The sequence below is a fragment of the Actinomadura physcomitrii genome (assembly GCF_008923205.2).
In the GTDB taxonomy this organism is placed as follows: Bacteria; Actinomycetota; Actinomycetes; order Streptosporangiales; family Streptosporangiaceae; genus Spirillospora; species Spirillospora physcomitrii.
Genome location: NZ_WBMS02000028.1, coordinates 68,174 through 93,004 on the forward strand (window position 1 = coordinate 68,174; position 24,831 = coordinate 93,004).

General features: G+C 70.2%; 21 protein-coding genes and 1 pseudogene. 10 read left to right on the plus strand and 12 right to left on the minus strand.

Annotated features, from left to right (window positions below; all coding sequences use genetic code 11):
- Positions 1-282: 282 nt before the first annotated feature.
- The 4 genes from F8568_RS30160 to F8568_RS30175 form a co-directional block, all read right to left on the minus strand.
- The gene (locus tag F8568_RS30160) at positions 283-1,953 is read right to left on the minus strand and encodes a tyrosine-type recombinase/integrase (protein WP_151597084.1); all 1,671 of its coding nucleotides are present in this window, start codon (positions 1,951-1,953) and stop codon (positions 283-285) included.
- Positions 1,954-2,205, minus strand: a complete 252-nt coding sequence (locus F8568_RS30165) for a DNA-binding protein (RefSeq protein ID WP_328601091.1) — start codon at positions 2,203-2,205, stop codon at positions 1,954-1,956.
- A 451-nt stretch (positions 2,206-2,656) separates the two neighbouring features.
- Positions 2,657-3,550 carry a TRM11 family SAM-dependent methyltransferase gene (locus tag F8568_RS30170; RefSeq protein WP_151597085.1) on the minus strand — a complete coding sequence of 298 codons (894 nt, stop codon included), beginning with the start codon at positions 3,548-3,550 and terminating at the stop codon, positions 2,657-2,659.
- Positions 3,547-4,284 carry a site-specific DNA-methyltransferase gene (locus tag F8568_RS30175; RefSeq protein ID WP_160573802.1) on the minus strand — a complete coding sequence of 246 codons (738 nt, stop codon included), beginning with the start codon at positions 4,282-4,284 and terminating at the stop codon, positions 3,547-3,549. The genes F8568_RS30170 and F8568_RS30175 overlap by 4 nt, the downstream gene beginning before the upstream one ends.
- Before the next feature lie 654 nt (positions 4,285-4,938).
- Between F8568_RS30175 and F8568_RS30180 the strand changes: the two genes are divergently transcribed.
- From F8568_RS30180 to F8568_RS48785, 9 genes and pseudogenes are all read left to right on the plus strand, one after another.
- Positions 4,939-5,400, plus strand: coding sequence for a pilin (locus tag F8568_RS30180; protein ID WP_202125529.1), 462 nt, complete (start codon positions 4,939-4,941; stop codon positions 5,398-5,400).
- Between the two features lie 386 nt (positions 5,401-5,786).
- Positions 5,787-7,232 carry a hypothetical protein gene (locus F8568_RS30185; RefSeq protein WP_151597087.1) on the plus strand — a complete coding sequence of 482 codons (1,446 nt, stop codon included), beginning with the start codon at positions 5,787-5,789 and terminating at the stop codon, positions 7,230-7,232.
- The gene (locus tag F8568_RS30190) at positions 7,229-8,227 is read left to right on the plus strand and encodes a PrgI family protein (RefSeq protein ID WP_151597088.1); all 999 of its coding nucleotides are present in this window, start codon (positions 7,229-7,231) and stop codon (positions 8,225-8,227) included. The genes F8568_RS30185 and F8568_RS30190 overlap by 4 nt, the downstream gene beginning before the upstream one ends.
- Before the next feature lie 125 nt (positions 8,228-8,352).
- The gene (locus tag F8568_RS30195; protein ID WP_328601092.1) at positions 8,353-10,095 is read left to right on the plus strand and encodes a VirB4 family type IV secretion system protein; all 1,743 of its coding nucleotides are present in this window, start codon (positions 8,353-8,355) and stop codon (positions 10,093-10,095) included.
- On the plus strand, positions 10,095-12,614 hold the full coding sequence (locus F8568_RS30200) for a type IV secretory system conjugative DNA transfer family protein (protein WP_151597089.1): 2,520 nt from the start codon (positions 10,095-10,097) through the stop codon (positions 12,612-12,614). Before F8568_RS30195 ends, F8568_RS30200 begins: the two co-directional genes overlap by 1 nt.
- Positions 12,611-13,546, plus strand: coding sequence for a replication-relaxation family protein (locus F8568_RS30205; protein WP_151597090.1), 936 nt, complete (start codon positions 12,611-12,613; stop codon positions 13,544-13,546). The genes F8568_RS30200 and F8568_RS30205 overlap by 4 nt, the downstream gene beginning before the upstream one ends.
- A complete protein-coding gene (locus F8568_RS30210; RefSeq protein ID WP_151597091.1) occupies positions 13,546-14,496 on the plus strand; it encodes a C40 family peptidase in 951 nt (316 codons plus the stop codon). Before F8568_RS30205 ends, F8568_RS30210 begins: the two co-directional genes overlap by 1 nt.
- Positions 14,493-14,765, plus strand: a pseudogene (locus F8568_RS51175) (DUF2637 domain-containing protein); the annotation flags it as partial. The gene F8568_RS30210 and the pseudogene F8568_RS51175, both read left to right, overlap by 4 nt.
- Positions 14,766-14,808: 43 nt before the next feature.
- Entirely contained in the window at positions 14,809-15,210 is a 402-nt protein-coding gene (locus F8568_RS48785) for a hypothetical protein (protein ID WP_236009372.1), read from the plus strand.
- A gap of 66 nt (positions 15,211-15,276) precedes the next feature.
- Here F8568_RS48785 and F8568_RS30220 read toward each other — a convergent pair whose 3' ends face one another.
- The 8 genes from F8568_RS30220 to F8568_RS30255 form a co-directional block, all read right to left on the minus strand.
- Positions 15,277-15,675: a hypothetical protein gene (locus tag F8568_RS30220; protein WP_151597093.1), complete on the minus strand. Its 399-nt coding sequence runs from the start codon at positions 15,673-15,675 to the stop codon at positions 15,277-15,279.
- Positions 15,676-15,757: 82 nt separating this feature from the next.
- Complete coding sequence (locus tag F8568_RS30225; RefSeq protein WP_151597094.1) at positions 15,758-16,120, minus strand: hypothetical protein; 363 nt, start codon at positions 16,118-16,120, stop codon at positions 15,758-15,760.
- Positions 16,121-16,556: 436 nt separating this feature from the next.
- Complete coding sequence (locus tag F8568_RS30230; protein ID WP_151597095.1) at positions 16,557-17,021, minus strand: hypothetical protein; 465 nt, start codon at positions 17,019-17,021, stop codon at positions 16,557-16,559.
- A complete protein-coding gene (locus F8568_RS30235; protein WP_160573803.1) occupies positions 17,018-18,517 on the minus strand; it encodes a hypothetical protein in 1,500 nt (499 codons plus the stop codon). Before F8568_RS30235 ends, F8568_RS30230 begins: the two co-directional genes overlap by 4 nt.
- A gap of 68 nt (positions 18,518-18,585) precedes the next feature.
- The gene (locus F8568_RS30240; protein ID WP_151597096.1) at positions 18,586-19,893 is read right to left on the minus strand and encodes an AAA family ATPase; all 1,308 of its coding nucleotides are present in this window, start codon (positions 19,891-19,893) and stop codon (positions 18,586-18,588) included.
- A gap of 73 nt (positions 19,894-19,966) precedes the next feature.
- On the minus strand, positions 19,967-20,995 hold the full coding sequence (locus tag F8568_RS30245; RefSeq protein WP_151597097.1) for a MarR family transcriptional regulator: 1,029 nt from the start codon (positions 20,993-20,995) through the stop codon (positions 19,967-19,969).
- A gap of 811 nt (positions 20,996-21,806) precedes the next feature.
- The gene (locus F8568_RS30250) at positions 21,807-22,364 is read right to left on the minus strand and encodes an ATP-binding protein (protein ID WP_328601093.1); all 558 of its coding nucleotides are present in this window, start codon (positions 22,362-22,364) and stop codon (positions 21,807-21,809) included.
- 158 nt (positions 22,365-22,522) lie between these two features.
- Positions 22,523-22,918: an ATP-binding protein gene (locus tag F8568_RS30255; RefSeq protein ID WP_151597099.1), complete on the minus strand. Its 396-nt coding sequence runs from the start codon at positions 22,916-22,918 to the stop codon at positions 22,523-22,525.
- A 685-nt stretch (positions 22,919-23,603) separates the two neighbouring features.
- Between F8568_RS30255 and F8568_RS30260 the strand changes: the two genes are divergently transcribed.
- Positions 23,604-24,830, plus strand: a complete 1,227-nt coding sequence (locus F8568_RS30260) for a hypothetical protein (RefSeq protein WP_151597100.1) — start codon at positions 23,604-23,606, stop codon at positions 24,828-24,830.
- The last annotated feature ends 1 nt before the right edge of the window (position 24,831 follow it).

Here is a 24,831-nt window from a genome sequence, read left to right on the forward strand (position 1 = left end):
TTTCCGTCACGCGCCGAGCTGCGGAAGCCGTGGTTCCGCAGCTGGAGGGCAAGCCGCGCGAGCACGTTGATCGTCTCCGTCCACGCCACCGGCAGCATGTTCACAAGCAACGCCCAGGGACGGCGGACACCGGCATGGGCGGGTCGGGAGTGCCTTCGCCGGTTTCCCGCACGACCGCACCCGTCAGGCCGCCTGCGTGTCGGCGCTGCGCGGGTATTTCGGCTGACTGGCGTCAGCCGAAATACCCGCGCGCCAACGGCCAGGCGGCCAGCGAGTTGCTGGTTAGGACGCGTCGGCTGCGGCCGCTGGTTCGGTGGTGTCGCCTTCGTTCTCGGCCGTTCCGTGGTCTGCTGTCGGTATCTCGGTGACCTTGGCGCTGGCTGGTCGGCGGCGCGGGCGGTGGGCGCCCAGGACGACGGCGGCGGCGTCTTCGGCCGATTGCTGCGCGAGTTGCGGCAGGACGCTGGTGTAGATGTCGGCGGCGATGGCCAGGGATGACAGGCGCAGGGTCTCTTGGACGACTTTGAGGTCGTATCCGGCGGCGAGCAGGAAGGTGGCGGCGCCGTGGCGCAGGTCGTGCAGCCGGACCGGTGGCAGTCCGGCCTCCATCGACAGTTGCTCGAACTGCTCGGTGACATCGTTGGGGTCGACCGGGCTACCGGTGGGTGTGGTGAACACGAATCCGGTCTCGGTCCATGCGTCGCCGGCGGCGAGGCGCTCGGTGTTTTGTCTCGCCTTATGGGCGCGGAGTTCCTTGATGGTGGTCTTGTCGAGGTTGATGGTGGCCTCTCCGGCGTCGGTCTTGGGTTTGCCTTCGAAGGTGTCGGGGCCTATCTGGGTGATCTGCCATCGGATCGTCGCGGTGCCGGAGGTCAGGTCGAGGTCGGCCCAGCGCAGCCCGCATGATTCCCCGCGTCGCAGGCCACGGAAGGCGATCAGGTGGAACTGGGCGTACAGCTGGTGCCCGCGGGCGCGGTCCAGGAACGTGCGGGTCAGAGCGGGTGTCCACACCATGACGCGTGACGGGCGCGGGGCGCCGATGTAGGCGTCCAGGCGGTTGATGTTCTGTCCGATCCGTTTGTGCGGCTCGAGTTGGGACAGGCGTCGGCGACGGGCGTTCATCGTCTCGATGTGCGCGGCGAAGTCGTGCTGCCATTGGGTGATGCGTTCGTCGGTCCACACCAGCGCCTTGGGTGCCTTGCCCGAGGGGAGTTCGACCAGGGCGGCGACATTGATGTCGATGAGGCGCTCGCGGACCGCCTTGGCCAACGCTGAGCGCAGGGTGGCGCGGATGCGGTGCTTGGTGGCCGCGCCAACCATCCGCTGTCCCTTGACCTTGGCTCGCAGTTTGGGGTCGAGGGTTTCGCGGGCACGGGCGACCTGCTGGTTGCGTTCGTCGATGGCGTCGAAGACGCGGTCGACGTCGCCGACCCGCAGCCGGTTCAGTGGGATGTGCCCGAGGTGGGGGTTGAGGTAGAGGCGGATGTGCTGGGCGTAGCTGCGGCGGGTGCCCTCGCGCAGGTTGCGGCGCCCGGCCAGCCACTGGTCCAGGTATTCCCCCACCGTCACCGACCGCGACAGGTCCTGCCCAGTGCGGATCTTGCGCCGCACCTCCTCTGGTTCGGGCAGTTGCTTGGTGGCCCGGACGGTGGCGGTGATGAGGTCGGCGATCTGCACTCGCGCGGTCTCGTCGGCGCCGGCGATGGCCAGGAGTTCCTTGGCCCGGTTCAGTTCGGCCTCGGCGTCCTCCTGGCGGGTGAATCCTTCCTTCCGGAGCGGGTTGCGGCGGACGCCTGCGGCGGTCAGCGGGAGTTCCAGCTGGTATTTCCAGGTTCCGTGGGTGCTGCTCCAGCGGCCGTTGCTGCGTCGGAGCTTCGGGCAGTTCTTACCCAGGCGTTTGCCGTCGTCGTTGCGGCATCCGCAGGTCTTGAACGTGCTTCCTTGAGCGGTCATTCAGTTCTCTTTCTGATGGTGTGCAGGCGGCCCGTCCGGGGTCGGCCGGTCGTGGGCGAGCCCGAGGACGGTGAGCAGGTCGGCGGTGCAGACGCGGTAGCTGCGCCCGACCTGAAGCACCCGGCAGGGGAAGCGGCCGGTGCGGGCGAGCTGGTAGGCCTTGGTGCGTCCGACCCCGAACACCCGTCCCGCGGTGACCAGGTCGATGGTGGCGGGCAGCGAATGGATCTCCGCCGCAGTCAGCCCTCTCACCGCACGCCACCGGCACCCGAGCCGCCCCAGCGGGGGGTGAAAGCGTCGTGCGGTGCATGAGCGTCCTTCAGCGGATTGGTGTAGTCCCGGTGGCCTGGGCGGCACGCGACATCCTGCGGACGCCCGTGGCCATGCAGTCCGGAGCGTCGGTATGCACCCTTGTCTCCGGGTCGCCGGTCAAGCCCCCGCTGCCAGCGCGGTCCGAAGACCCGAACGACAGTGACGGGAGGAGCGACGAACTGCGGCGCATTGGTTGAGGTGAGGTGCCAGGCGTTTCCGCACCGGTATGCGCGCAGCCGGGTCCCGGGAGCGGCGATTCGGGCGGCCCGGCGCGCATCGGCTCGGGTGGCATAGCGGGCTCGCCCGCACCGCCCGCAAAGGCCGAGCTGCAGTACCGCCAGCATTTCGCTGACCCGATCGGGTCTCCGGTCGTGGTCGGTTGTGCGGGCCATCACCGGTCTCCCTGAAGGTCGGCGGCTCGGTGGAAGAGCAGCAGGTCTTCGTGGGCGGTGGCGCAGGCGGGAAGACCGCGGTCGCGGGCGCGGCGGGTCTCCAGCATCTGGAAGAACGAGGCTCTGTTGACCAGTCGGCCTCCGCGCAGCCCGGCCAGCAGCGCCGCGTAGCGGCTGGCCAGGATCAGGCCGTTGCGGGCGGCGGTGTCGATCACCATGCCGGGCAGATCGATCAGCTCGCCCTTGACCCGGATCGGGCGGACGGTCACCGCGACCACACCGCACGGACGCAACAGCAGGGCGCTGCCGGCCAGGATGCGCCCGAAGCTGTCCAGCAGGCCCAAGAGGGGCTGGTGGGCGAGATTTCCGCGGTCGGTGGAGTAGCGGTGGTGGCGTTTGAGGACCTTGCCACCGCCGTTGTCTCGACTGGAACGGATGTGCCCATGGGTGTGGGAGCCGTAGGGCGGTGAGGTCAGGACCAACGCTGCCTTTCCGCGCAGTTCCTTATAGACGGTGGCGATGGTGCGGGCGTCACCGCAGGCCAGCTGGTAACGACCGGTGGCGCCCTGCGCGTGGGCGTGGCGGAGGTTGTTCAGGGTGAGGTCGACGAAGGCGCGTTCGTACTCCATGCCGGCGGCGTCGCGGCGGAGATGGATGGCCTCGACGAGGGTGGTGCCGATCCCGCACATCGGGTCGATGACCAGGTCTCCGGGCTGGGTGAAGGCGTCGATGACGGTGGAGGCGATGGCGGGCAGCATCTTGCCCGGGTGACGCATCGACTCGGGCGTGTAGCGGCCGTGGCGCTGCAGCCGGGATGGGCGCTGCCCGGTCGCCAGCACCGATGCCAGGAACTCCCGTCGAGTCAACTCGTTGCGGGTCGGCTGGTGGTTCATCGCGTCCTCCCGCCGTTCGGGCCTTCGGGACCGTCCGATTCCGCAATCCTTGGTGGTTTGGTGAACAGCGAGACGGTGGCGTGGACGTTGACGGTGGGCGGCAGCGACGCCGAACCGGTGTCGCGCAGCTGGGCCAGATCGGCGGGGCCGGCCTGGACGACCAAGGCGTCGCCGTCAATGGGGACCCGCAGGGCGATGACGTGCTGGGCGTAGCGGAACCCGACGCGTTGGGCGTGACCGATGATGCGGGGCGCGGGGTCGATGAGGCGTCCGGCGTGGTGGTGGAGTGTGGTGATGACCGCCAGGACGCCACCGGGCCGCAGGACTCGCCACGCTCCGGCCAGGAACAGCCCGAGCTGCTGGCTGGTCAGCATCCACAGCTCGGCCCGGCACGCCGCACACTCGCGTTCGGTGGGCTGTCGCGGCGGGCGTCCGCCGGTCTCATAAGGCGGTGGCGCGGCGATGACCAGGGCGACGTCGCCGAGCCGGTCGGCCAGCCCGCGGGTGATCTGGTCGGGCCGTGTCGGGCGCATCTGCACGCGTCCCAGCTGGGCGGTGTTCAGGGTGGCGCGCAGGCGGGTGCCGATGTGCTGGGCGAGCGGGAAGTGCGGGACCAGCGCGATGGCGCGGCGGTCCAGTTCTGCGGCGGCGGTCAGGGTGGCCTCGCTGGTGGTGAAGCCCTCGGCGACCAGGTCGCCTTCGCGCGTGCAGGTGCCGATGAGGTGGCGGGCCAACTCGCGGCCGACGGCTTGGCGGTGCCGGACGCAGATGGTGGCTGACGTGGGCCGTTTCGGGTGAGCGTCGGTTCGAGCCGTCGGGTTGTTTTCGGGAGAGTCCGAGCACAGCCAGACGGTCAATGGGACCATTCGCCGCTGAATCGGGCGATTATTGCTGCTCGGCAAGCGATTCGGGTCGGACGGTGTGCAATTCATGTGCTGGGTGACCCGTGGCGGCCACCCGATCCCCGTGCACTTATGAAGCACCGCTGAACAGCCTGGTTTTCAGGATCTGCTGCGTCAGTATCTGGTCAAGATGACGGGACCGGCTTTTGGGCTGTGTGCTCGCTGGGGCGTGGCCGCCGAGAAGCTGTGAACTTGTTGTCGGGTGGGGTTTCCGGGTGAAGGAACCGCTCTATCAGTGCTTCAAAGATTGATCAAGAAATGCGGCCGATCTCTGAATTCTGGGCTGCTGGGCGGTGCTTCATGGGTGCCAGTCGAGATCACCGGTGAACGGTGCGGGCCTCGGGCGGACGGCCAGAACCCGGTCCCCGCCGCACCATTCCGTCACTCGTGTCCAGCCAAGGAGGACACCCGAAGCCCAGGGCCGCACCGCTCCTGGTGATCCGGCTGGCAGCCGAATCCGCACCGACTCGTCCCGGAGACGCTGCCATGCGCACCCGCAAAAGCCCACAGCCGATCGACCGCCATCCGCGGCGGCCCGCCGCAGGCCTGTCCACCACCGTCCGAACATTCATCGCCCCCGGTGCCGAACGCAGGCCCCGACCATCCCGGCGGCGGCTGGTGGCCGCGTCGCTGGTGTGGACGGCCGGATGCGCGGCGACCGCGCTGCTGGTGCCCGGAGTGGCCGATGCCAGCACGCACCTCGCCGCAGCGGCTTCGCTGAAGGAGGTGATCGACAACCTGCGGAATGTGATCGTGGGGCTGCTGGTGGGGTTGGCGACGCTGTTCGCCACGATCGGCGGGGTCCGCTACATGCTCGCCGGTGGCGACCCCGGCGAGGTGGAGGCGGCCAAGAAGACCCTGCGGTACGCCGCGATCGGGTACTCGGTCGCGGTGCTGGCGCCGCTGCTGGTGAAGATGCTCCAGAGCATCGTCGGTACGCCCTCGTGACCGCAACCGCTAGCCGACCCGCCTGGACGCGTAGGTCTGCGGCGTTCACCCTGGCGGCGGCGCCGCTGATCGTGTTGATGGCCGCCGCGCTGGTGTATGCAGGAGCCTGTCCGGCCCTGGGAGCCGCTGACCCTGCGCCACATCCGACGGTCAACCCGTCACCGGATGCACCACAGACCCCGCCGCCACAGTCCCCGTCCCCGCAGACCGCGCCGCCGCACTCTCCAGCGCCCGCATCGCAGCCGCCTTCCGAGCCTGCTCCGCCGCCCGGCGGTCCGGCGCCGTCACCGACGCCGGGGCGCTCGCCGGCTCCGGCGACTCCGGGCGGTCAGGACCCGGCCAACGGCGAGGACGGTTCCGGGTGCGGGTTCATGGACATGGGGTGCATGGCCAAGCAGGCGGTGAACGGCTGGTTCGCTGATCTGGTCACCAGTGCCGCCAAGCCGATCTTCAACCTGCTGGCCGAGACGGTCCTGGCCACCCCGCCGCTGGACTCGCCGGACATGGCGCGCGCCAAGGACCTGTGGGGTGTGGCGCAGACCATCGCCAACACCTGCTACGTGCTGATCATCACCGTCGGCGGAGTGCTGCTCATGGCCGGGCATTCGCTGCCCGGCGGCGAGCTCACGCCCGGGCAGCTGGTGGCGCGGCTGCTGGGGGCGTTCTTGGCCTCCAACCTCAGCCTCATCGTCATCGGCTACGGGATCACGTTCGCCAACGGCTTGGCCGGCGCGTTCCTCAAAGCCGGGGCCGAGGCGGTCGACCCCGGCCGGGTCGCCAAGGTGATCGCCGGATACGTGGTCGCCAATCTGGTCCCGGCGCAGCCGTTCACGATCCTGATCGGATTGGGCGTGGTGGTGCTGGCGCTGTGCGTGGGGTTCATCTATATCGTCCGCATCGCGCTGACCATGGTGTTGATCGCCGCCGCACCGGTGGCGTTGATTTTCCATGCCCTGCCGGCGACCGACGGGCTGGCGCGGTTGTGGTGGCGCAGCATCACCGGGGTGCTGGCCATCGGAGTGTGCCAGTCGCTGATCTTGGCGACCGCGTTCCGGCTGATGTTCTCCAGCGTCAAGGGAACCGACGGCCACTTCCCGGGCCTGGCCTCCAACAGCACCGTCGACCTGCTGCTGGCGCTATGCCTGCTGTGGGTGATGGTCCGCGTCCCCGCCTGGGTCGCCCGCACCATCTGGCGGCAGGCCCAGCCGCGCCTGCTCACCGGACTAGTCAAGAGCCTCATCCTCTACCGCGGCCTGGGCGCCCTGATGAACCGCCGCGGCCCCGCGAGCAACTTCTCAACCCCATCGCCTGCTCCACCAACACCGCCGCCGACACTGCCACCTCCGTCGCCTCCGTTCCCACCGCCGACCCCTCGTCCAGGGCCGGCCTTGCCCAGCCCGTCTCGCGCTGCTTTGGCGCTGCCCGGTGCTTCACGCACACCGCTGGAGCTACCGAGTTCCGCGGAGCCGCCGGCGCTGCCCGGCGGGGCAATCCCGATGCCACCAGGAGCGATCCCGATGCCACCAGGACGACCGTCCGGCCCCGAGTCCAACAGCGATAGGCAAGGAGCCCACCACCCGATGCAGCTGGCGCTACCGAGCCCCGCCCAACCCGCGCCTGCCACCACGCCCAGGGCGCGTCGGCCGAGGCAACTGGCTCTGCCGATCCCCGTAACCCGAGTTCCCCGGCCGTCCACTCCGAGCACATCAGCGCCGCCGAATGCGCCGGCGCGGTCGCGACAGCTGATGATCCCCGGCATGCCCAGACGGCCTGTCCCGCGCCGACAGCTGACCTTGTGGATCGACCAGCCGAAGTCCCGGAGGCACCGATGACCGCTCGCCACCAGCAATATGCCGAAACGCCGATGAGCGTGAAGATCCCCGCCGACGTCGACCAGCCCGACAAGATCCTTTACGGACTCACCACCCGGCAACTGGCGATCCTGGCCGGCACCGCCGCCACCACCCTTTGGATCTTTTTCACCCTCGGCCCCTTGATGCCTTTCCCAGTGCTAGCGGCGCTGCTGGTCCCGGTCGCGGCGGTCGGATTCGTGCTGGCGGTCGCCCGCCACGACGGCATGAACCTCGATCGCTACATCCTGGCCGCCCTACGTCACCTGCGTGCCTCCAAAGAACGCGTCACCGCCGCAGAGTCGGTACAGCCGCCACCGGCCTGGTGCCGGATGCGCGGACGCTTGCCCGAACCCTTGCGGCTACCCGTGCATGCCGTCCGCGAAGACGGTGCACTGGAACTGGCCGACGGCGGTGTCGCAATCATCGTCCGCGCCGGCACGCTCGCCTTCGGGTTGCGGACGCCACGCGAGCAGGCCGGGCTGGTGGCGGTGTTCGGCCGCTGGCTCAACTCCCTGGACGCGCCCGTCCAGATCCTCATCCAAGCCAGCCCAGTCGACCTGACCGGGCTGGCCGACCACCTCAGCCAGCACGCACCTGCCCTTCCGGATCCGGTTCTGGAGCAGGCCGCGTTCGAGCATGCCGCGTTCCTCACCGACCTCGGCGACACGCACGACCTGCTCATCCGGCACGTACTCATCGTCATCATCGGCCACGTCCCAGCTTCACCCCCTTCTTCCGTCCTGGCGTGGCGGCAGCACGAACGGCGCCGGGTGGGACGTGACTCAGCCGCTGCAGTCGCCTTGCGACGCGCCGCCGAAGCGGCGCAAAGCCTGGCCGCCCTTGCCGTCCCGGCCGAGGTCCTCGACGCCGACAGCGCCATCGCCGTCCTAACCGAATCACTGTCCCCAGGAGAGGCCCATCTTGTGGATAACTCCACTCTTTGTGACGTGATCACTCACCGGCAGGAGGCATGATGCGACCTTCACTCAGCGCACTCGCACGCACGCTCGGCCTCACCGCCCCGGCCGCCCCCGGAAATGGCCTTGTGGAAGACGGCCATGGAGATGGCCTGGGCCTTCCGAGATTGGGTCCGTCGGCGGTGCGCGTCAACGCCCGGTCGCTGGAGCTGCCAGCCGGCTTGTGCGCGTCATTCGTGGTGACCGGCTACCCGCGAGAGGTCGGCGCGGGCTGGCTGGAACCGCTGCTCACCTACCCCGGACGCCTCGACGTCTCCCTGCACATCGACCCGGTTCCACCGCTGGTCGCCGCACAGCGGCTGCGTCGGCAACTCGCCCGCCTGGAGTCGACGTCGCGGGCCAACGCCCAGCAGGGCCGACTGGCCGACTTCGCCGCCGAAGCCGCAGCAGACGACGCCGCCGAACTCGCCGCCTCTCTCGCTCGCGGCCACGGCCGCCTCTTCCGCGTCGGCCTGTACCTCACCGTCCACGCCCCGGGCGCCGGCGTGCTGGAGGGCGAGGTGCAGCGGGTGCGCGCGCTTGCCGCGTCCCTGTTGTTGGACGCACAGCCCACCACCTTCCGCGCGTTGCAGGGCTGGACCACCACTCTGCCTCTCGCCCGCGACACGGTCGGGGCGCGGCGGGTCTTCGACACCGCCGCCCTGGCGGCCTCCTTCCCCTTCACCTCACCCGACCTGCAACCGGCGCTGGGCGACACACCAGTGTTGTACGGGCTGAACGCCTACTCCGCCGGAGTCCTGCTTTGGGACCGGTTCGCCCAGGACAACTACAACTCCGTCACCCTCGCCCGCTCCGGCGCCGGCAAGTCCTACTTCACCAAACTCGAAACCCTCCGGCTGCTCTACCAGGACGTCCACGTCGCCGTCATCGACCCCGAAGACGAATACCAGCGCCTGTGCGACCACGTCGCCGGCACCCACATCGCTCTCGGCGCTCCCGGCGTCTGCTTCAACCCCTTCGACCTCCCGCAGGACAAGGACGACGACACCCTCATCCGCCGCGCCCTGTTTCTGCAGACCCTCATTGCGGCCATGCTGGCAGAGCCGCTCACCCCGGTCGCGCGGGCGGTGCTGGACCGCGCGATCCTTGCCGCCTATCGAGCCCGCAGCATCAACTCCGACCCCCGCACCTGGGCGCGCCCCGCACCCGTGCTGAGCGACCTCACCACCCAACTCGACGCCCTCGCCCGTACGGAGGCGCCGGACGCAGGCACGGCAGCCGATCTGTCGGCGCGGCTGGTGCCGTTCGTCACCGGCTCCTACCGCGGTTTGTTCGCCGGCCCCACCACCACTCGCCCCGCCGGGCACCTGGTGGTGTTCTCGCTGCGCGACCTGCCCGACGAGGTCCGCACCGTCGGGATGCTGCTGGCTCTGGATGCGATCTGGCGGGCCGTCGCCAATCCCGACGACCGGCGGCGCCGCCTGGTCGTGGTCGACGAAGCCTGGACGCTCATGCGCGAGACCGAGGGCGCCCGGTTCCTCTACCGGCTCGCCAAGTCCGCCCGCAAACACTGGGCCGGACTCGCCGTCGTCACCCAGGACGCCGGCGACCTCCTCTCCTCCGACCTGGGGCGCGCCGTGATCGCCAACTCCGCCACCCAGATCCTGCTCCGCCAAGCACCCCAGGCCATCGACCAGATCACCGACGCCTTCGACCTCACCGACGGTGAGAAGACCTTTCTGCTGTCCGCCGACCGAGGCCAGGGACTGCTGTGCGGCACCGGTGCCGGGTCAGACCGGGCCGCTTTCACCGCCATCGCCAGTCCGAACGAACACCGGCTCGTCACCACCGACCCCGCTGAGCTCGCCATGCGCACCGAACACCACAAGACCACCGCAGCCATGAACACGGAGGCCGACCAGTGATGATCCGAACGGCAATCCTGCCGGACGCCACCAGCGGTACCGGCGTGCACAGGCTGCTCTCGGACCTCGCAGACCCGCCGCACAGGCTCGTCGAACTGGCGGCCGAGTACGGCCCCATCGCCGCGCTGGGCATCGTGGGAGCTGCCGCTGCTTGGACAAGTGCCCGCTGGCTGTTGTGGGACTGGCGCAACAGCAGGTTCGCCCTCGGCGCGCGATTGGTCGAGGTGGCAGTGCCGCCGAAGGTGGAGCCGGCCAGCGCCGCCGCTTGGTGGGCCCGCCTCATCGGCCTCACCTTGCCCTGTTGGAAACGCCTGGCTTTCGGGCAGCCCCACCTGGCGTTCGAGTACCGCGCCGACCACAACGGTGTCCGCTTCCACGTCTGGGTTCCCGGCAGCATCCCGCCTGGTCTGGTCGAGAAGACCATCCAGGCGTCCTGGCCCGGCGCCACACTCACCACCCAGCCGGCTACCTCGCCACTCCCACGCGACCAGGAGCACAAGGCAGCAGGCGGGCGTCTGGTACTAGCCCGGCCCGAGCACTTCCCGCTCGCCAGCGACCACGATGCCGACCCGCTACGCGGGCTCCTCGGCGCAGCGTCCGGGCTGGCCGAGGGCGAGCACCTGGCTGTGCAGATCCTGGCCCGCCCCGCCACTGGCCACCGCCTCACCAAGGCCTACCGGGCCGCCTCGGCGCTGCGCGGTGCACGGTCCACCGCGACGCAAGGTCACCTATTCGACCTGCTCACGCCCGGAATGTCCGGGCATCGCAACCCCAGCGAACTCACCCGGCAGCATCCCGAACGCGCCGAACAACTGCGCGCCATCCTCGGCAAAGCCGCCCGGCCCCGCTTCGAGGTCCAGATCCTGTACGGCGTCGCCAGCCGCCACCCCGACCAGATCGACAACGGATGGCTGCGCGCGCATGCCCATGAGACCGCCTCGACCTTCGCGCTGTTCACCTCCGGCCACCAGTACCTGCGCCGCCGCCGACTTCACAACCCGGCCGCACGGCTGGACGAGCGGCGCCTGCACCGCGGCTACCTGCTGTCGGTCGACGAACTCGCCGCGATCGCGCACCTGCCCTACGACCTGGCGGCACCCGGCGTCACCCGGGCCGGTGCTCGCCCGGTCGCGCCCTCACCGGCCGTCCCTGTCTCCGGCAACGGCGTCCGCATCCTGGGTGACTCCGAGGCCGGTGCCCCGCGGCCGGTCGGACTCACCGTGGAAGGCGCCCGCCAGCACCTGCACGTCCTCGGCCAGACCGGCGTCGGCAAATCCACCTTCCTGGCCAACCTCATCCTCTCCGACGCCACCGCCGGACGCGGCGCTCTGGTGATCGACCCCAAAGGCGACCTGATCGCCGACGTCCTCCAACGCCTCCCCGAACGCGCCATCGGCCGAACCGCGGTCTTCGACCCCGCCGCACCAGGACGGCCGCCATGCCTGAACGTCCTCGCCGGCCACGATGCCGCGTTCGCGGCCGAGTCGATCGTCACCACCTTCCGCCGCTGCTTCACCTCCGCCTGGGGACCCCGCCTGGACGACCTGCTCCGCTCCGCCTGCCTCACCCTCACCCGCGTCAACGGGACCCGGGCCACCCTCGGCGACATCCCCACCCTGCTGACCGATACCGCCTACCGCGCCCGTGTCACCTCACGCCTCACCGACGAACTCCTCCGCGGCTTCTGGGCCGCCTACGACGAACTCACCCCAGCCGCACGCGCTTCCATGATCAGCCCAGTCATGAACAAACTCCGCGCCGTCCTGCTTCGCCCCTTCATCCGCGACACCCTGTCCGGCGGCACGTCGACCGTCGACCTTGCAGACACCCTCGCCTCCGGCGGCCTCATCCTCGCCCGCCTCCCCAAAGGCGTCCTCGGCGAAGACGCCGTCCGCCTCTTCGGATCACTCCTGCTCGCCCACACCTGGCAGGCCATCACCCCACGCTCCGCCCAAGCCGAGGACGACCGCCCCGACGCCGCCGCCTACATCGACGAAGCCCACAACTTCCTCAACCTGCCCGGCTCGATCAGCGACATCCTCGCCGAAGCCCGCGCCTACCGATTCAGCCTCACCATCGCCCACCAGCACCTCTCCCAGCTCCCTAAAGATCTCCGCGAAGCCGTCTCCGCCGACGCCCGCAACAAGATTTACTTCGCCGCCTCGCCCGAAGACGCTGCCGACCTCGCCCGCCACACCACGCCATTACTGTTCCCGCACGACCTCTCCCACCTGGGCGCCTACCAAGCCGCCGCCCGACTCATGGACGGCAACGCCCCAACCCCGGCCTTCACCTTCCGCACCCGCCCGCTCCCCGACCCCATCCCCGGACGAGCAACCGCCGTCCGCCACGCATCCCGCGAACGATTCTCACCGCAGCACACCGCACGCTCGATCCCTGAAGTCGGATTGCGGGACCTGGACGCCTTCCCGCTCGCACCGTCCGCTTCCCCTGAACTGCCTGATGGAGCGGCCACAATGACCGCGCCTGTCATACCGCCTGCGGAGGAGCGGCGATGACCCGACCGCACACGACGAGCACTCGGCTGCGCGGAAGCCAAATCCGTGCGCCACGTGTTTCCGCAGAGGTGGTCGCGGAGCTGGCCTATCGGCTGACCGCCCGCGACCGGGAGGTGCTGACCCTGGTCTGGGAACACCGCGTCCTGACCACCGGGCAACTCACCCGGCTGTTCTTTCCCACCCCGGAGCGGGCACGGCAGCGCCTCAACCACCTGCACCGCCACCACGCACTCCTGCGGTTCCGTCCCTGGACGCCCGTCGGCTCCAAACCCTGGCATTGGGTCCTCGGGCCCGTCGGCGCGCACGTCCTGGCCGTCGAGCACGGCCAGAACATTACCGAGTTCGGATACCGGCAGGACACCGCCACCGCCATTGCCGTCTCGCCTCGCCTCGCACACCAGATCGGCGTGAACGAGTTCTTCGTCTCGCTCCATGTCTGCGCTCGGCGCCAAGCCGGCGCTGTGGAGCAGTGGTGGTCGGAACAGCGCTGCGCGGCCCTGTGGGGCGATCTCGCCCGGCCGGATGCCTTCGGCCGCTGGACCCAGACCCGCGCCGACGGCGCATCGAGCACGCTGGACTTCTTCCTCGAGCACGACACCGGCACCGAAACCCTCGCCCGGGTGGTGGCCAAGCTCAGCGGCTACGCCGACCTCGCCGAAGCCACCGGCACCACCACACCCGTCCTGTTCTGGCTTCCCTCACCAAAACGAGAAGCCAACTTCCGGCGCCTTCTCGGCACACCCGAGGTACCGGTCGCCACCGCCGTTCACACACCCACCACATCGGTCGACGGGCCCGCCGGACCCGTCTGGCAGCCCGCCGGCGGCGCCACCGGTCCCCGATACCGCCTTGTCGACCTGGCGAACCTGTGGACGATCGTCACCCGGCGCGACCAACCCCGAGCCAACAACGATGATCCGGCGGGTTACTGATGCCACTGGCAATCGGGGGACTCGTCGGCGTCCTCGTGCTGATGGGCATGCTCGTCGCGGTGATCAGCGCCATCATCCCCAGCTCCGGACAGACCGTCTGTCAGCCTCCGCCCGGTAGCTCCGCCGCCGCGATTCCGCCTGCGTATCTGCTCCTCTACCGCAAGGCCGGAGCCGAGTACGGAATCGGCTGGAACGTGCTGGCCGCCGTCGGAAAGGTCGAGTCCGACCACGGTCGCGGCCCCGGCTCGGGCATCCGCTCGGGCACCAACTCAGCGGGCGCCGCAGGACCCATGCAGTTCCTCGCCGGGACTTGGAAAGCATTCGGGGTCGACGGAAACAAAGACGGACGAACGAACATCTACGACCCGGCCGACGCGATCCCGGCCGCTGCCCGTTACCTCAAGCACAACGGCGCGCCCGGAAAAATCCGCGCCGCGCTCTTCCAGTACAACCACTCCGACCAGTACGTCGACCTCGTCCTCCGCCAAGCCCGGGCCTACGCGGCACAAGGAGACGAGACGGCCGGCGGCGGATGCGCCATCCCTGGAGTCTTCGCGGCGATGCCGCCAGGGAAGGCGGCCGCCGCGATCGCGTTCGCCCGTGCGCAACTCGGCAAACCGTACAGGTGGGGCGCCGAAGGCCCGAAAGCCTTCGACTGTTCCGGCCTGGTCTATGCCGCCTACCGCGCCGCAGGCGTCACCATCCCGCGCGTCTCCGGCGACCAATGGCGCCAAGGCCACCACATCACCAATGGCCAAGAACAACCAGGCGACCTGGTCTTCTTCAACTCCGGACCCGGCACCTCCACCGCCAACCCCGGACACGTCGGTCTGGTCATCGGCTCCGGAAAGATGATCGCCGCACCCCACACCGGCACCGTCGTGCAGATCCAGCCCTACACCCGTCCCAGCCTCCTCGGCTTCACCCGCCCCACCGCAACACGCTCATGAACGCACACAGCCGCAAAGAAGACTGGGCACGCTCCCCCGACCGGGCACAGCAGGCGGCGGTATGGGCCGACCGTCTGACGCAGGCCACCACGGCCCTCGCCGTGATCGCGGTCGCGAGCGTCGCCGCGGTCATCTCTTACCAGCACATCCTCGAACTCACCCGCTCCCACGGAGAGGACGGCCTGACGGCGCGGCTGGTGCCCGTCACCGTGGACGGGCTGATCTGGGCCGCGTCAATGGTCGTACTGGACGCCGGGCGCCGCAGCTGTCCGGCGCCCCGCGCTGGCGCGGTGGAGCCTGGCAGCGGGCATCGTGGCGACCGTCGGTGCCAACGTGGCGCACGGCGCCGCGCACGGCGTCATCGGGGCCCTGATCAGCGCATGGCCCGCGCTCGCCCTCATCGGCTCCTTCGAACTGCTGATGATCCTTATCCGCAACGCGATACGGCGCTGCACCGACGCCGGACCCCGGCAATGCACCACGCTGGAGCAACCGGTTCCCGGGCGCGCCGAAGTGGAGCAGACCGTGGAGCAAGCGGTGCTGGCCGAATACCAGGCAAGCCTCAACGGCCCCGGCCGCCCCTTGTCACAGCGGCATCTGGCTGAGAAGTACGGCCTCGACCGCCGCAAGGTCAAGCAGATCATCAGCGCCGAGACCAGCCCGTCCCCAGTTGATTCGTCTTCGAGCGACGGAGCGTTGCAGATATCAACATGATCAAGGGCCCGCACTGCAGCGCAGGGCCTGCTCGGGCCGCCGACGCTCTTCCCTTCTGCTCCGGCTCTAGCCGTCTGTTGCCCAGCCCGGTTGCTCAGGCACGTTGAGCGGGAAGCCCTCGCGAGCAGCGTACTCGGCGCGCAGGCCCCGGAGCAGCGCCAGGACCGTCGTGTCGTCGTCGCACAGGGCGACCCGCTTGTATCCACGGCGGCCCTGGTCGTTCCACTCGGCGAACACCTCGTAGGCGAACGCGTTGCTTCCGGACGAGGCGAGTTCATCGCCGGGTACCGGCGGCGGGTCAGTGCGGGCAGCAACGATGTACTGCAGCAGGACCTCGTACTTGTTTCCTGCCACCACGATGGTCAGTTCGTGCCGTTCCCGCTTGTCATCCCATGTGTAGTCGACATGGTCGAAGTCGAAGTCGCCGGCCAGGGCGCGGGCCATGTCCTTGAGAGTGTCGGTCATCGGTGTCTGTCTTCCGTGGTGATGCGATGGGTCGTGGTCGCGTGACGTCAGCGTCTGGCCAGCACCAGCCCGGTGGTTCGGCTCACGCACTGTCGTCTCCGACCAAGGCGCGGGTGGCCATGTCCAGCGGGGACGTCGAGACCCGGTGCGCGTGGTGGCAACAAGGAGCCGTGCCGGTGTGGGGGCAGTGTCGGGCCGCCCTTTGACGCGCGGCGGTATCCCGCAGTGCGGCGGCCAGGACGTCTCGAGCGCCCAGAATCGGCTCGGCGGCGCCCAGCGTGTTGCGGACGGCGACGATCAGCTCGTCGCTGATCTGCCGATAGGCATTCGGGTGCCGGGTACGGTCGGTGATCACCACGCGCTGCAAGGCTTCGCCCAGCAGTTCAAGGTGGTCGAGAAGAGAGTGGGGCTCGGGGCCGTAGGCGGTACTCGGGGTGGTGTCCATCGGTAATCCCTTCATTGATCGGTGAGGTCGACGGCGGCAAGGCCAACTCGTCCTTCGGCTGAGCCGGCTGCTGGCCTGTGGTGCTGCCGTCGAGTCATTCCGGGCGGTGAATCCTTGGAGAGCCAATCCGTGGGAGTCAATGCTGGGTGTCGGCTCGCGCCGCCTTCCAGGCGCCACGCGGCCCTTGGCATAGCGGCGACCTGCGCCGACCACCAGTAACTCCACTCAGGCGGGGGCGCACGAGCACGTTGTGGCGGTCACCTGGTTGCGTTATGCGGGCCCTGCGGCCCGGTACCGGTCGGTGTCACGCGGGTGCAATGTGCGCCGTGTGGTCGGCCATGGAGTCTCCGTGCAGGTGTGCGGTTCGGCGGGGTGCCGATCGGTGTGCTGGTCGCGCCCCGCCCGGGTTCGCACCCGGGCGGGGCGCGGCGGGGGTCTATGTGCTGCGGAGAGCGCGGGTGGCGGCGGTGCCGATGGTTTCGGCTGTCTGGGCAGGGTCGGTGAGGGTGAGCCGGTGGGCGCCGCGCATGACGGTGGCGTGCTGGTCGGGGGCGAGCCACAGCACCGCGCACCCGGACGTGGTGAGCCGGTCGAGACGTTTCTGCCCGAGGGCGGGGTGGTCGTCTTTGAAACGGCCGTCAGAGACGATCACCAGCAGGCGGGCGGCGCCGGGACGGGTCAGGTCCAGGGCGGCGTCGAGGGCGTCTATAGCGGTGGTGAAGTCCTCTCGCGGGTCGTTGGCGGCGAATACCGGGACCGTGGCGGCGGCACGTCCAGGCTGGGTGAGGGCCCGTACGCGGGCGCCGAAGATGACGGAGGCGGAGACGGCGTCGGGGACGTGTGCGGCGGCGCGGGCGATGATCCAGGCGGCGGAGGCGACGGGAGCGGCGAAGGCGTTCATGGATCCGGACACATCGCAGGCGATCCCGACTCGTAGCGGCGGGGCGGGCACGTGGCGGCGGATCGTCTGGGTGAAGGGTTCGGCGGTCGGGGTGGCCCCGGCGGCGCGCTGTGCCTCGGCTGCGAGGGCGCCGCGCATGCTAAGGCGTCCGGGCGGGGTTGGGGAGGTGGTGCGGGTCGTGACGCGGTCGCGGTGTGCGGCGGCGCGCAGTTGCCGGGCCAGACGGCGGGCGGCGGCTTGTTCGGCGGGGGTGGGGGTGCGGGTGCCGGTGATGGCGGTGGCGCCACGCCGGTGGTCGGGGTGGTGCTGGGTGCGAACACCCGCCGCGCCGCCCGCTGCGCCTGTTCGCGCGCGTTCTTCTCTTGCCGGCGTTCTTCTCCTCGGTCGGTAGCGGTGACTTCTGGTGCGGTGCCGGGTGCGGTGGCGGCGGTGTCGCGCGCGTTGTGCACGGCGATCAGAGTGTCGCCGACCGCCTTGACCAGAGGTGAGGGGTCGCCGGAGGCGCCGGGCGTGCCGGGTGGCGGGGTGGGTGCGGGGTGATCGGGGCGGGTGCCGATGATCCGGCACCACCGGCGCCCGAGTTCCAGCATCGCCTCGCCGTCGGTGTCGGGGGTGGTGTGGGCGATGTGCCACAGCGCCGACAGCGCGCTGAGCCGTGACTCACCGAGCACCTCGACCACGACTGTGCGTAGCTTCGCGGTTTCGGCGGTGGTGAGGATTCCGGCGGCGGTGCGGGCCAGTAGCAGCGCGGCGGCGCGTCCGGCGTTCCACGGCGTCATCGCGGCCCCCGGCGTGGACACCGCCGCCCCCGCAGCGGCACCCCCGGCACCGGACGGCGTACTAGCGGACGGTGCGCTCGCAGAGGCGGCGGCAGGGCCGGGGGTGCCGGTCGCACCGGTCGAGGCGGCGGGCGCCGGGTGGGTGCGGGTTGAGGTGGTGGGAGCGAAGAAGTCGTTGAGGATGAGGTGGGTGGCTGAGGCGCGCAGCCAGGGCCGGTCGGCGGGACGGCGCCGTACCTGCGCCGCCTCGATCCGCGACTCCTCCAATGCCATGGCCGCGTCGATCGCAGCGGCGGGCGCGCCGGTCTGGGGTTCCCAGCGGGTGTGGGTGGCGTGCGCGGCCTCGTGCACCAGCACGCCCCACAGCGCCGCGTACCGGGCCCGATCGGCGGGGCGGGTGGGGTCGCACGTCTCGGGCCGCTGGCGGAGGTGCGCACCGTCCAGTTCGATGGTGGCCAGCGCGGGCACGAAACACCCCGGCGCGCCGCGCCCGAGCCCGGGCGCACACTGCACGGTGAGGTCTTCGCGGTCGGTGAGGTCGGCTACGGCGTCGGTGAACGCGGCCGACAACCGCAGCCACTGCCCGCGCACACCGCCCCCGGCGGGCGCGGCGCCGGGCGCCGGGGCGGCGGCGCCCGGGCCCGGGGCGGGTGCGGGGCCGGTTGCCGTGGTGGTGGTCGGGCCGGTAGCGGGTGCGGTAACGATGTGCGCGGTCATGTGTTCCCCCTGGTGAGTGGTGAATGGGTGCCTGGGCGGGCGCGGCGTGCGTGGGCGGGTGGTGCGGGTCAGAGTTGGCGGCCGAGGGCCAGCGGGGCGACGGCGCGCCCGTAGACCGAGCTGATGACCTCGGCGACCGCGTCACGGTCCTCTTCGGGCGCGACCCCGAGCAGGTTGGCGACCGCCGCCTCGGCCCCGAGTACCTCGGTGATCTTCTGGAAGGCGATCAGCTCGCGCAGCTGCGGCGCCCACCCGATCTCACCCGAGGCCTGACGGCGGGAAAGGTTTCGGGCGACGCGCACCGCGCGGGGTTCGATCTTCAGCGTGGTCGCGAGGTCGTAGTCGGTGGACACCTGAATCTGTGCGGCGAACCGTGAGGCGAGGGCCTCCGTCAGGACGGCGCCGTGTACACCCGGGTTGTGACCGGCGACCACGTAGAAGCCCTCTTTGGCGGTGATCGTCTCGCCCTTGTGGGACTTCACTGTGATCTGGCGGCGCCCGTCCATCGCCGGATACACCACTGCAAGCACCTTCGGCGAGATGAGTGTGGCGTCGTCGATGAACAGGCACCGGCCCTCGGTCATCGCCGTGACCAGGGGCCCGTAGACGAACTCGTAACCGCCGCCCGGGGCCTGGGTGTACTCGCCGATGAAGTCGGCGACGGCGGTGTCACCGTCACCGGCGACCGTGATCAGGTCCGGGAACGCCGCCTCCACCAGGGACGTCTTCCCGGTGCCGGGCGGTCCGTACAGCAGCGCCGCGATCGACGCCTCACGCAACCGCCGCAGCGCCGCCACGTCCGGCAGGTCCGCCAACCGGCGCGGGTGGTAGGTCTGACCGTTCGGACGCACCACCGGCCCCCGCCCGAACCGCGCCGCCGCTTTTCCACCCGCCCCCGCACCGCTACCGACGCTGGACGTGGCACCGGGTGCCGGGCTGCCAGTCGCGGTGCTTGCGACGGTCGCGGGGGCGGTCGGCGCGGTGCGCGCCGACCGCCGCGTCCCGGCACCGGTGCCGTTGCTGCCTGTGAGGGCGTCCCGGGTGGTGGACGTGGCGCCGTAGCGGCGCGGCCGCCCCGACACCTGTTCAGCCTGCCCGCGCCCAACCAAGGTCTCCAACGCATTCGCGACCGCACCCGCCGACCGCCCCAGCTCTTTGGCGATCTCACCCGGCGTGAACACGGTCTGCGGACGGTCAGCCAGCACACCGGCGACCCGGCGCCGCAGCTCCCCCTGCCCCAGGCGACCGCCTGACGGCGACGCGGCGGGCGCGGCGCCTGGCACGGTGGAGCCAGTGCTGGACGCTACGGCGGCGGTAGACGCGGGGCCGGTGATCGGCGGGGCGGTGGTGGACGCGGTAGCGGGAACGGTGGTCATCACATACCTCCTGGCTGCGGTGGTGGTGCGGGGGCAGGCGGTAGGGCGCCCCCCCGTGGCGGTTGGTGGGCGGTCAGCGCGCGGCGGACGCGGCGGCTTTCGCAGAGCGCCCGGCGGTGTGAGGCGCGCAGTTGGCGGCGCCCGACGCGGCGCGGTGGGTGGTGGTGAAACGGCGGGGACGTTCGCACACCAGCTCGGCCTCACCGGCCTCGGCAAGCCGGTCCAAGGCGTTGGACACCGCCCCCGCCGAATGACCAATCACCCTCGCCACCTCATGCGGCGTGAACGCCGCATCCGGGTGCGCGTCCAGGTGCCGGGCGACCTTCGCACGCATCGCACCCGGCTGCGACCGCACCCGCCCCGACGCCGTCCGCACCGGCCCCCGCGCCGCCGCCCGCACCAACCGCCGCACCAGCCCGGAACCGCTGTAGGCACCCTCAGCCGCCACCAGCGCCGCGTTCCCGTCCCCGGCCTCCAGCGCCGCCAGCGCCGCCGTGACCCCGTCACGCAACGCCGTCAGCGCGTCCCGCGCCTCCGCGACCGCCGCCGGGTCCAACTTTGCTTCCGCGTCCTCACCACCATCCGCGTCCGTGGTCGCAGCGCCGGGGGCGGTGGCGTCGATCTCCTCGGCGTCCGTGCCGCCGCCACCGTTCGCCCCGCCGGAGGGGACCTCCTCCGGCCCGTCGGCGGACACGTCCGGGGCGGGGCCGGTCGGCGCCGCGTCGGCTTCCGTGTTCGCGGGCGCGGCGTCGTCGGGCCCGGTCGCGTCGGGCCCGGTGGCGTCGGGCCCGGTGGCGTCGGTCGCGTGCCAGGTGTCGGGCTGCTGCTTACCGCCGTCGCGACCGCCGCGCGTCCGCACCGCGCGCCCGTCGCCCTCCAGGGCGGTCAGCGTGCGCGCCACCGTCGCACGGCTGACACCCGCCATCGCCGCGATCGTTCCTACCGTCGCCCCCGGGTTGGCCGTCAGCGCGTCCCACACCGCGCCAGCCGCCCCCGCCGGGCGCGCTCCGCCGGGACGTACCCGCCACATCGTCAGCCGCCCCCTGCGCGCCAATGACGCCTTCCCGGTCGCCGTTCCGGTGGTGATGTTCTTCGCGGCCATTTCGACTCCCATTCCATTCGTTCCGGCGACCGTGTTTCGGCGCCGTTCCCGTTCATCGGGAGCTCGACCATTTCTCGACACCGCAACGATGAGCAAGCACCTGCGGCCACTTTTTTAATCACCTCGACGGCTGAACGATGTAACCAATCACGACCACCCGCGCCCAAACCCAAGCAACCGCAAACATTTATTTCACAATACGAAACCGCACCCACCGCCGATCACCGCGCCGTACCGCAATCTTCCGGCGAATACGTCTCAGCAAAAGGCGGCGGAACGGCGAGGCGACATCATCCAGGACCGCCGCACCCCCGCGACTCGCGCAACTGAGGTGAGGCCGAGCGCGAGCGCTGCCGAGAGCCGGCATCCAGGGAGCCGGCATGCATGCAGGTATGACCAGGGAGACGGCCGGCCCATCAGCAGGTGGAGAGCCTGGGAGGGAAGCTGCGTCATGCCGTCGACCACACCCGCGCGGACTATTACCAGGAGTCGTCCCTGGTGACGAGTCGGGCTCACGAACAGAAGATGCAACAGCGCGCTGACCTGCATCAATCCGGCTGCTCGACCCTTCTTGTCATAGCCAGAACCCCGAGGAGAAGACCGAGAAGAAGACCGAACAGAACCCCGAAAAGACGCGACGCCGTTCGACCGCCGCCGCGGGCCCTGGAGCGGGCAAAGCGCCATGAAGAGGGACGGGCCTCGCCCGCCGCCCGGCAAGCACCGGGTGTGCGGACGAGGCCTCGGCCTCACTGCGGCCTGCTCTACTCTGTCCTCGAGGGGCCAGCCTGCTAACCCCAGGCTGGGCCCTCCCTCACGAGGCCAGCGGCGTCTCCTGCATTGGCGAGGCGGTGGAGCCGCCGCGCAGGTCGAGGTCCGCCCAGACGGTATGACCGGTCTCCGGGCTGCCGTGGATGCCGACCGACAGCGCGAGCCGGGAGACCATGAGCAGCCCTCGCCCGTTCACCCGCGGCTCGCAGCCCGGCTGCTCCGAGCGGATGGTCGGGATGCAGCCGCCCCCCAGGTCGGTCACCGCGATGTAGGCCACGTCCTGCAGCGTGACCTCTAGCCCGAACCAGCCCCGGTCGTAACCCGACCGCGTGTGCCGGACCGCGTTGCTGGCCAGCTCAGCCACCACCACCGCCACGTCCTCCTCGCGCCCGGTTCCCGCGAACAGGGCCGCCGCCAGCTGTCGTGCGGAGCTCACCTGGTCTGCTCGGCCCGAGAACACTCGACGCCACCGCATCGGCTCCGGCCCCCACATCCATTCTGCTGCCGAGCACAGGTTCCAATTTCTCGTTGCCACGTTGTTCCCTTCTCGCCTTTGCTGTTGCCCTCCCGTCTCCCAGCCGCAGGGCAGACGGGCGTACATTGATTAGTGCTCAGCTCGCTACTGTCCGTCAAGTCGACGCTATCGGGTGCGCCTTTTGTGATCTCGCCTCGCGAGCAAGGGGCAATGGGAGCTACACCGATTAATCAACCTGACCCGTCCAGAGGACGGGGTAGAGATGAGTGATTCGATTTGTACGGTCAAATCGCTAGGAGCGCCCAGACGCTTTTCCCGCCGGCAGGGGGCGGGCGCACACCCCACGCAGCGGAGACGGCAGCCACCATCAGCAGACCGCGTCCGGAGGTAGCCGCGTAGTTCTCTTGGCGGAGCGTAGGAAGCCGCGCGCCCTGGTCACTCACCTCGACCGTGGGCAGGCCCTTGGTCTCCTCCCGAAACAGCCGCACGACGATGGCGCCGGCACCATGCAGGAACGCGTTCGTCACCAGCTCTGACGCCACCAGGCGTCCGTCGAAGTCGTCCAGGCCCCACATCTTCATGTGGGCCGAAACGAAACGCTGGGCCGCTTCAGGAGCCTGCGAGGTCGGTTCCAGGACGAGGGTGTCCGAGGTTTCGGTGAACATGGTCGTGGCCTTCATCAGGATGGGTGTGGATGACTCTGGGAGGGACCCGAGCCCGGATGCGCGAATCTCGGAACGGTTCGGACGGGCACGCCGTGGCCCGCTACCAGCGCGCCAGGGCAGCCCAGAGCAGGCCGGTCGAGACGCCGTGGCCCGGAGTGCTCGACCGCCCGATCACCTGCTTGGGCCGAGCACGTCCGGCCTGTGGGTGGGCTCATTCGATTGCATCTCCCGCCCGCCATCGAGCGATGGTCTCGGCGAGAGCAGCCGCCGTCTCCCGTTCGACAAGCCGGCCACCGAGCATGGCCCACCAGTGCCTCGTCGCCTCTCCGTACCAGGCACACAAATGAGGAAATTGCTTCCTCAAGCGCTGCAGTAGGACTTGGCGTAGTTGCTCCGGTGGCGCCTCCGCGTCCGGAACCGCTGGCAGGTCGAACGAGGTGTCGTCCGGCATGGAAGGGAAGAGGCCGATCACGCCCGTCGCCGGGGCTCTGTGCCTCGCGACGCCAGGCGGCTCGACGCGGCGCTCGGGGCGGCCTGCGTTCGCCGAGGGTGGATGCACGCGACCACTCCCTGCTCTGGTGACGATTGGGTCACCGTTAGTGAACTCGTGGCGGTCGTCGTGGCTCTAGCCGACAATGTTCGACAGCTGGCGACATCTTCACGTTCACCCAGCGGCTGGTAGGTGGCGAGGTGCACGCTCATGGCCTATGAGACGACCCCACAGGTGCGAGCCCGGATGCGCCGTGCGCGGCGGGCACTGGGCTGGGACATATCGCGTATGGCGCAGGAATTGCGGGACGCCGCCGACCATCCGCACAAGATGCCGAGCATCCGCAGCCTGCGCCGCTATATCGAGCGCTGGGAGGAAGGCGATGTCGTCCGGATCACCGAGCGCTATCGCATCCTGTATGCCAGGGCACTGAACATGGACGAGGACGACCTGTTCCAGGACGGCCCCGAGCTTCCGGACCCGCCCAAGCCCAGCGCGGGAGATGTCGAGGCGATCCGGGGCATGCTGAGCGCACTCGTAACGTCCGACCGCCAGTTCGGAGGGACGCGCATCCGCCGACAGGCCACCGACTACCTGACCCAGGTCATCGAGCCGCGGTTGCACGGCCACGCGCCTGACGCCGTGCGCCGGAGCCTGTTCGCCGTGTCCACCGAGTTCGCCATGCGCGTCTCGGCGATGAACCTGGACACCGATCGCCTCGACGCCTCGCTGATGCTGCTGGGCCGGGCCGCGAGCATGGCGAACGAGTCCGGCGACCCGTCGTTGACCGCATGGGTGCTGTCACGCCGGGGCGAGCACGAGATGCACCAGGCCGCGCTGGCGACCAGGCCGGCACAGCAGGCCGGCTTCGTGCAGCAGGCGCTCGCCTACACCGAAGGCGCGGTCGGGATCGCCCGGGCCACGCCGCCGCTGAGCCGGGCGTTCCTGACCACGAAGGCGGCGCTCGCCTGGTCGCTCACCGGCGATCGCGCCCGAACTCAGCGGATTCTCGGCGACGTCTGGGACGCCTACCAGCGGGCCGGAAGCGCACAAGAACCAAGCTGGATGGGTGCTTACGGCTGGGGACACCTGCGGCATGAGGAGGCCCGCTGCTACGTGAACCTCGGCATGGGGCGCGACGCCGTCCGGTCCGCTGAGGAGAGCCTGTCGGTACGCGCGGACCCGCGTCCCCGCGCCTTCACCTTGGGCGTTCTCTCGATCGCCCACGCACAGAGCTTGGACATCGAACAGGCCTGCGCCCGAGGACACGAGATGCTGGCGCTGGCGTCGCAGATCTCCTCGCGGCGCGTCTGCGTCCGGGTCAACCAGATGCTCGCTGCACTCAAGCCCCACAAAGGCCACCCGGCTGTTGCCGGACTGCGCGAGGCTGCGCGGCCGGTGCTGGCGGCATGCTCCCAGGAAGGCCGGGAACGGTAGC

Coding starts and splice junctions, on each gene's coding strand:
- F8568_RS30160 (WP_151597084.1), bottom strand. CDS start 1,953: ATGACCGCTCAAGGAAGCACGTTCAAGACCTGCGGATGCCGCAACGAC.
- F8568_RS30170 (WP_151597085.1), bottom strand. CDS start 3,550: ATGAACCACCAGCCGACCCGCAACGAGTTGACTCGACGGGAGTTCCTG.
- F8568_RS30180 (WP_202125529.1), top strand. CDS start 4,939: ATGCGCACCCGCAAAAGCCCACAGCCGATCGACCGCCATCCGCGGCGG.
- F8568_RS30185 (WP_151597087.1), top strand. CDS start 5,787: ATGGCCAAGCAGGCGGTGAACGGCTGGTTCGCTGATCTGGTCACCAGT.
- F8568_RS30190 (WP_151597088.1), top strand. CDS start 7,229: ATGACCGCTCGCCACCAGCAATATGCCGAAACGCCGATGAGCGTGAAG.
- F8568_RS30200 (WP_151597089.1), top strand. CDS start 10,095: ATGATCCGAACGGCAATCCTGCCGGACGCCACCAGCGGTACCGGCGTG.
- F8568_RS30205 (WP_151597090.1), top strand. CDS start 12,611: ATGACCCGACCGCACACGACGAGCACTCGGCTGCGCGGAAGCCAAATC.
- F8568_RS30210 (WP_151597091.1), top strand. CDS start 13,546: ATGCCACTGGCAATCGGGGGACTCGTCGGCGTCCTCGTGCTGATGGGC.
- F8568_RS30220 (WP_151597093.1), bottom strand. CDS start 15,675: ATGACCGACACTCTCAAGGACATGGCCCGCGCCCTGGCCGGCGACTTC.
- F8568_RS30225 (WP_151597094.1), bottom strand. CDS start 16,120: ATGGACACCACCCCGAGTACCGCCTACGGCCCCGAGCCCCACTCTCTT.
- F8568_RS30230 (WP_151597095.1), bottom strand. CDS start 17,021: ATGAACGCCTTCGCCGCTCCCGTCGCCTCCGCCGCCTGGATCATCGCC.
- F8568_RS30235 (WP_160573803.1), bottom strand. CDS start 18,517: ATGACCGCGCACATCGTTACCGCACCCGCTACCGGCCCGACCACCACC.
- F8568_RS30240 (WP_151597096.1), bottom strand. CDS start 19,893: ATGACCACCGTTCCCGCTACCGCGTCCACCACCGCCCCGCCGATCACC.
- F8568_RS30245 (WP_151597097.1), bottom strand. CDS start 20,995: ATGGCCGCGAAGAACATCACCACCGGAACGGCGACCGGGAAGGCGTCA.
- F8568_RS30250 (WP_328601093.1), bottom strand. CDS start 22,364: ATGTACGCCCGTCTGCCCTGCGGCTGGGAGACGGGAGGGCAACAGCAA.
- F8568_RS30255 (WP_151597099.1), bottom strand. CDS start 22,918: ATGAAGGCCACGACCATGTTCACCGAAACCTCGGACACCCTCGTCCTG.
- F8568_RS30260 (WP_151597100.1), top strand. CDS start 23,604: ATGGCCTATGAGACGACCCCACAGGTGCGAGCCCGGATGCGCCGTGCG.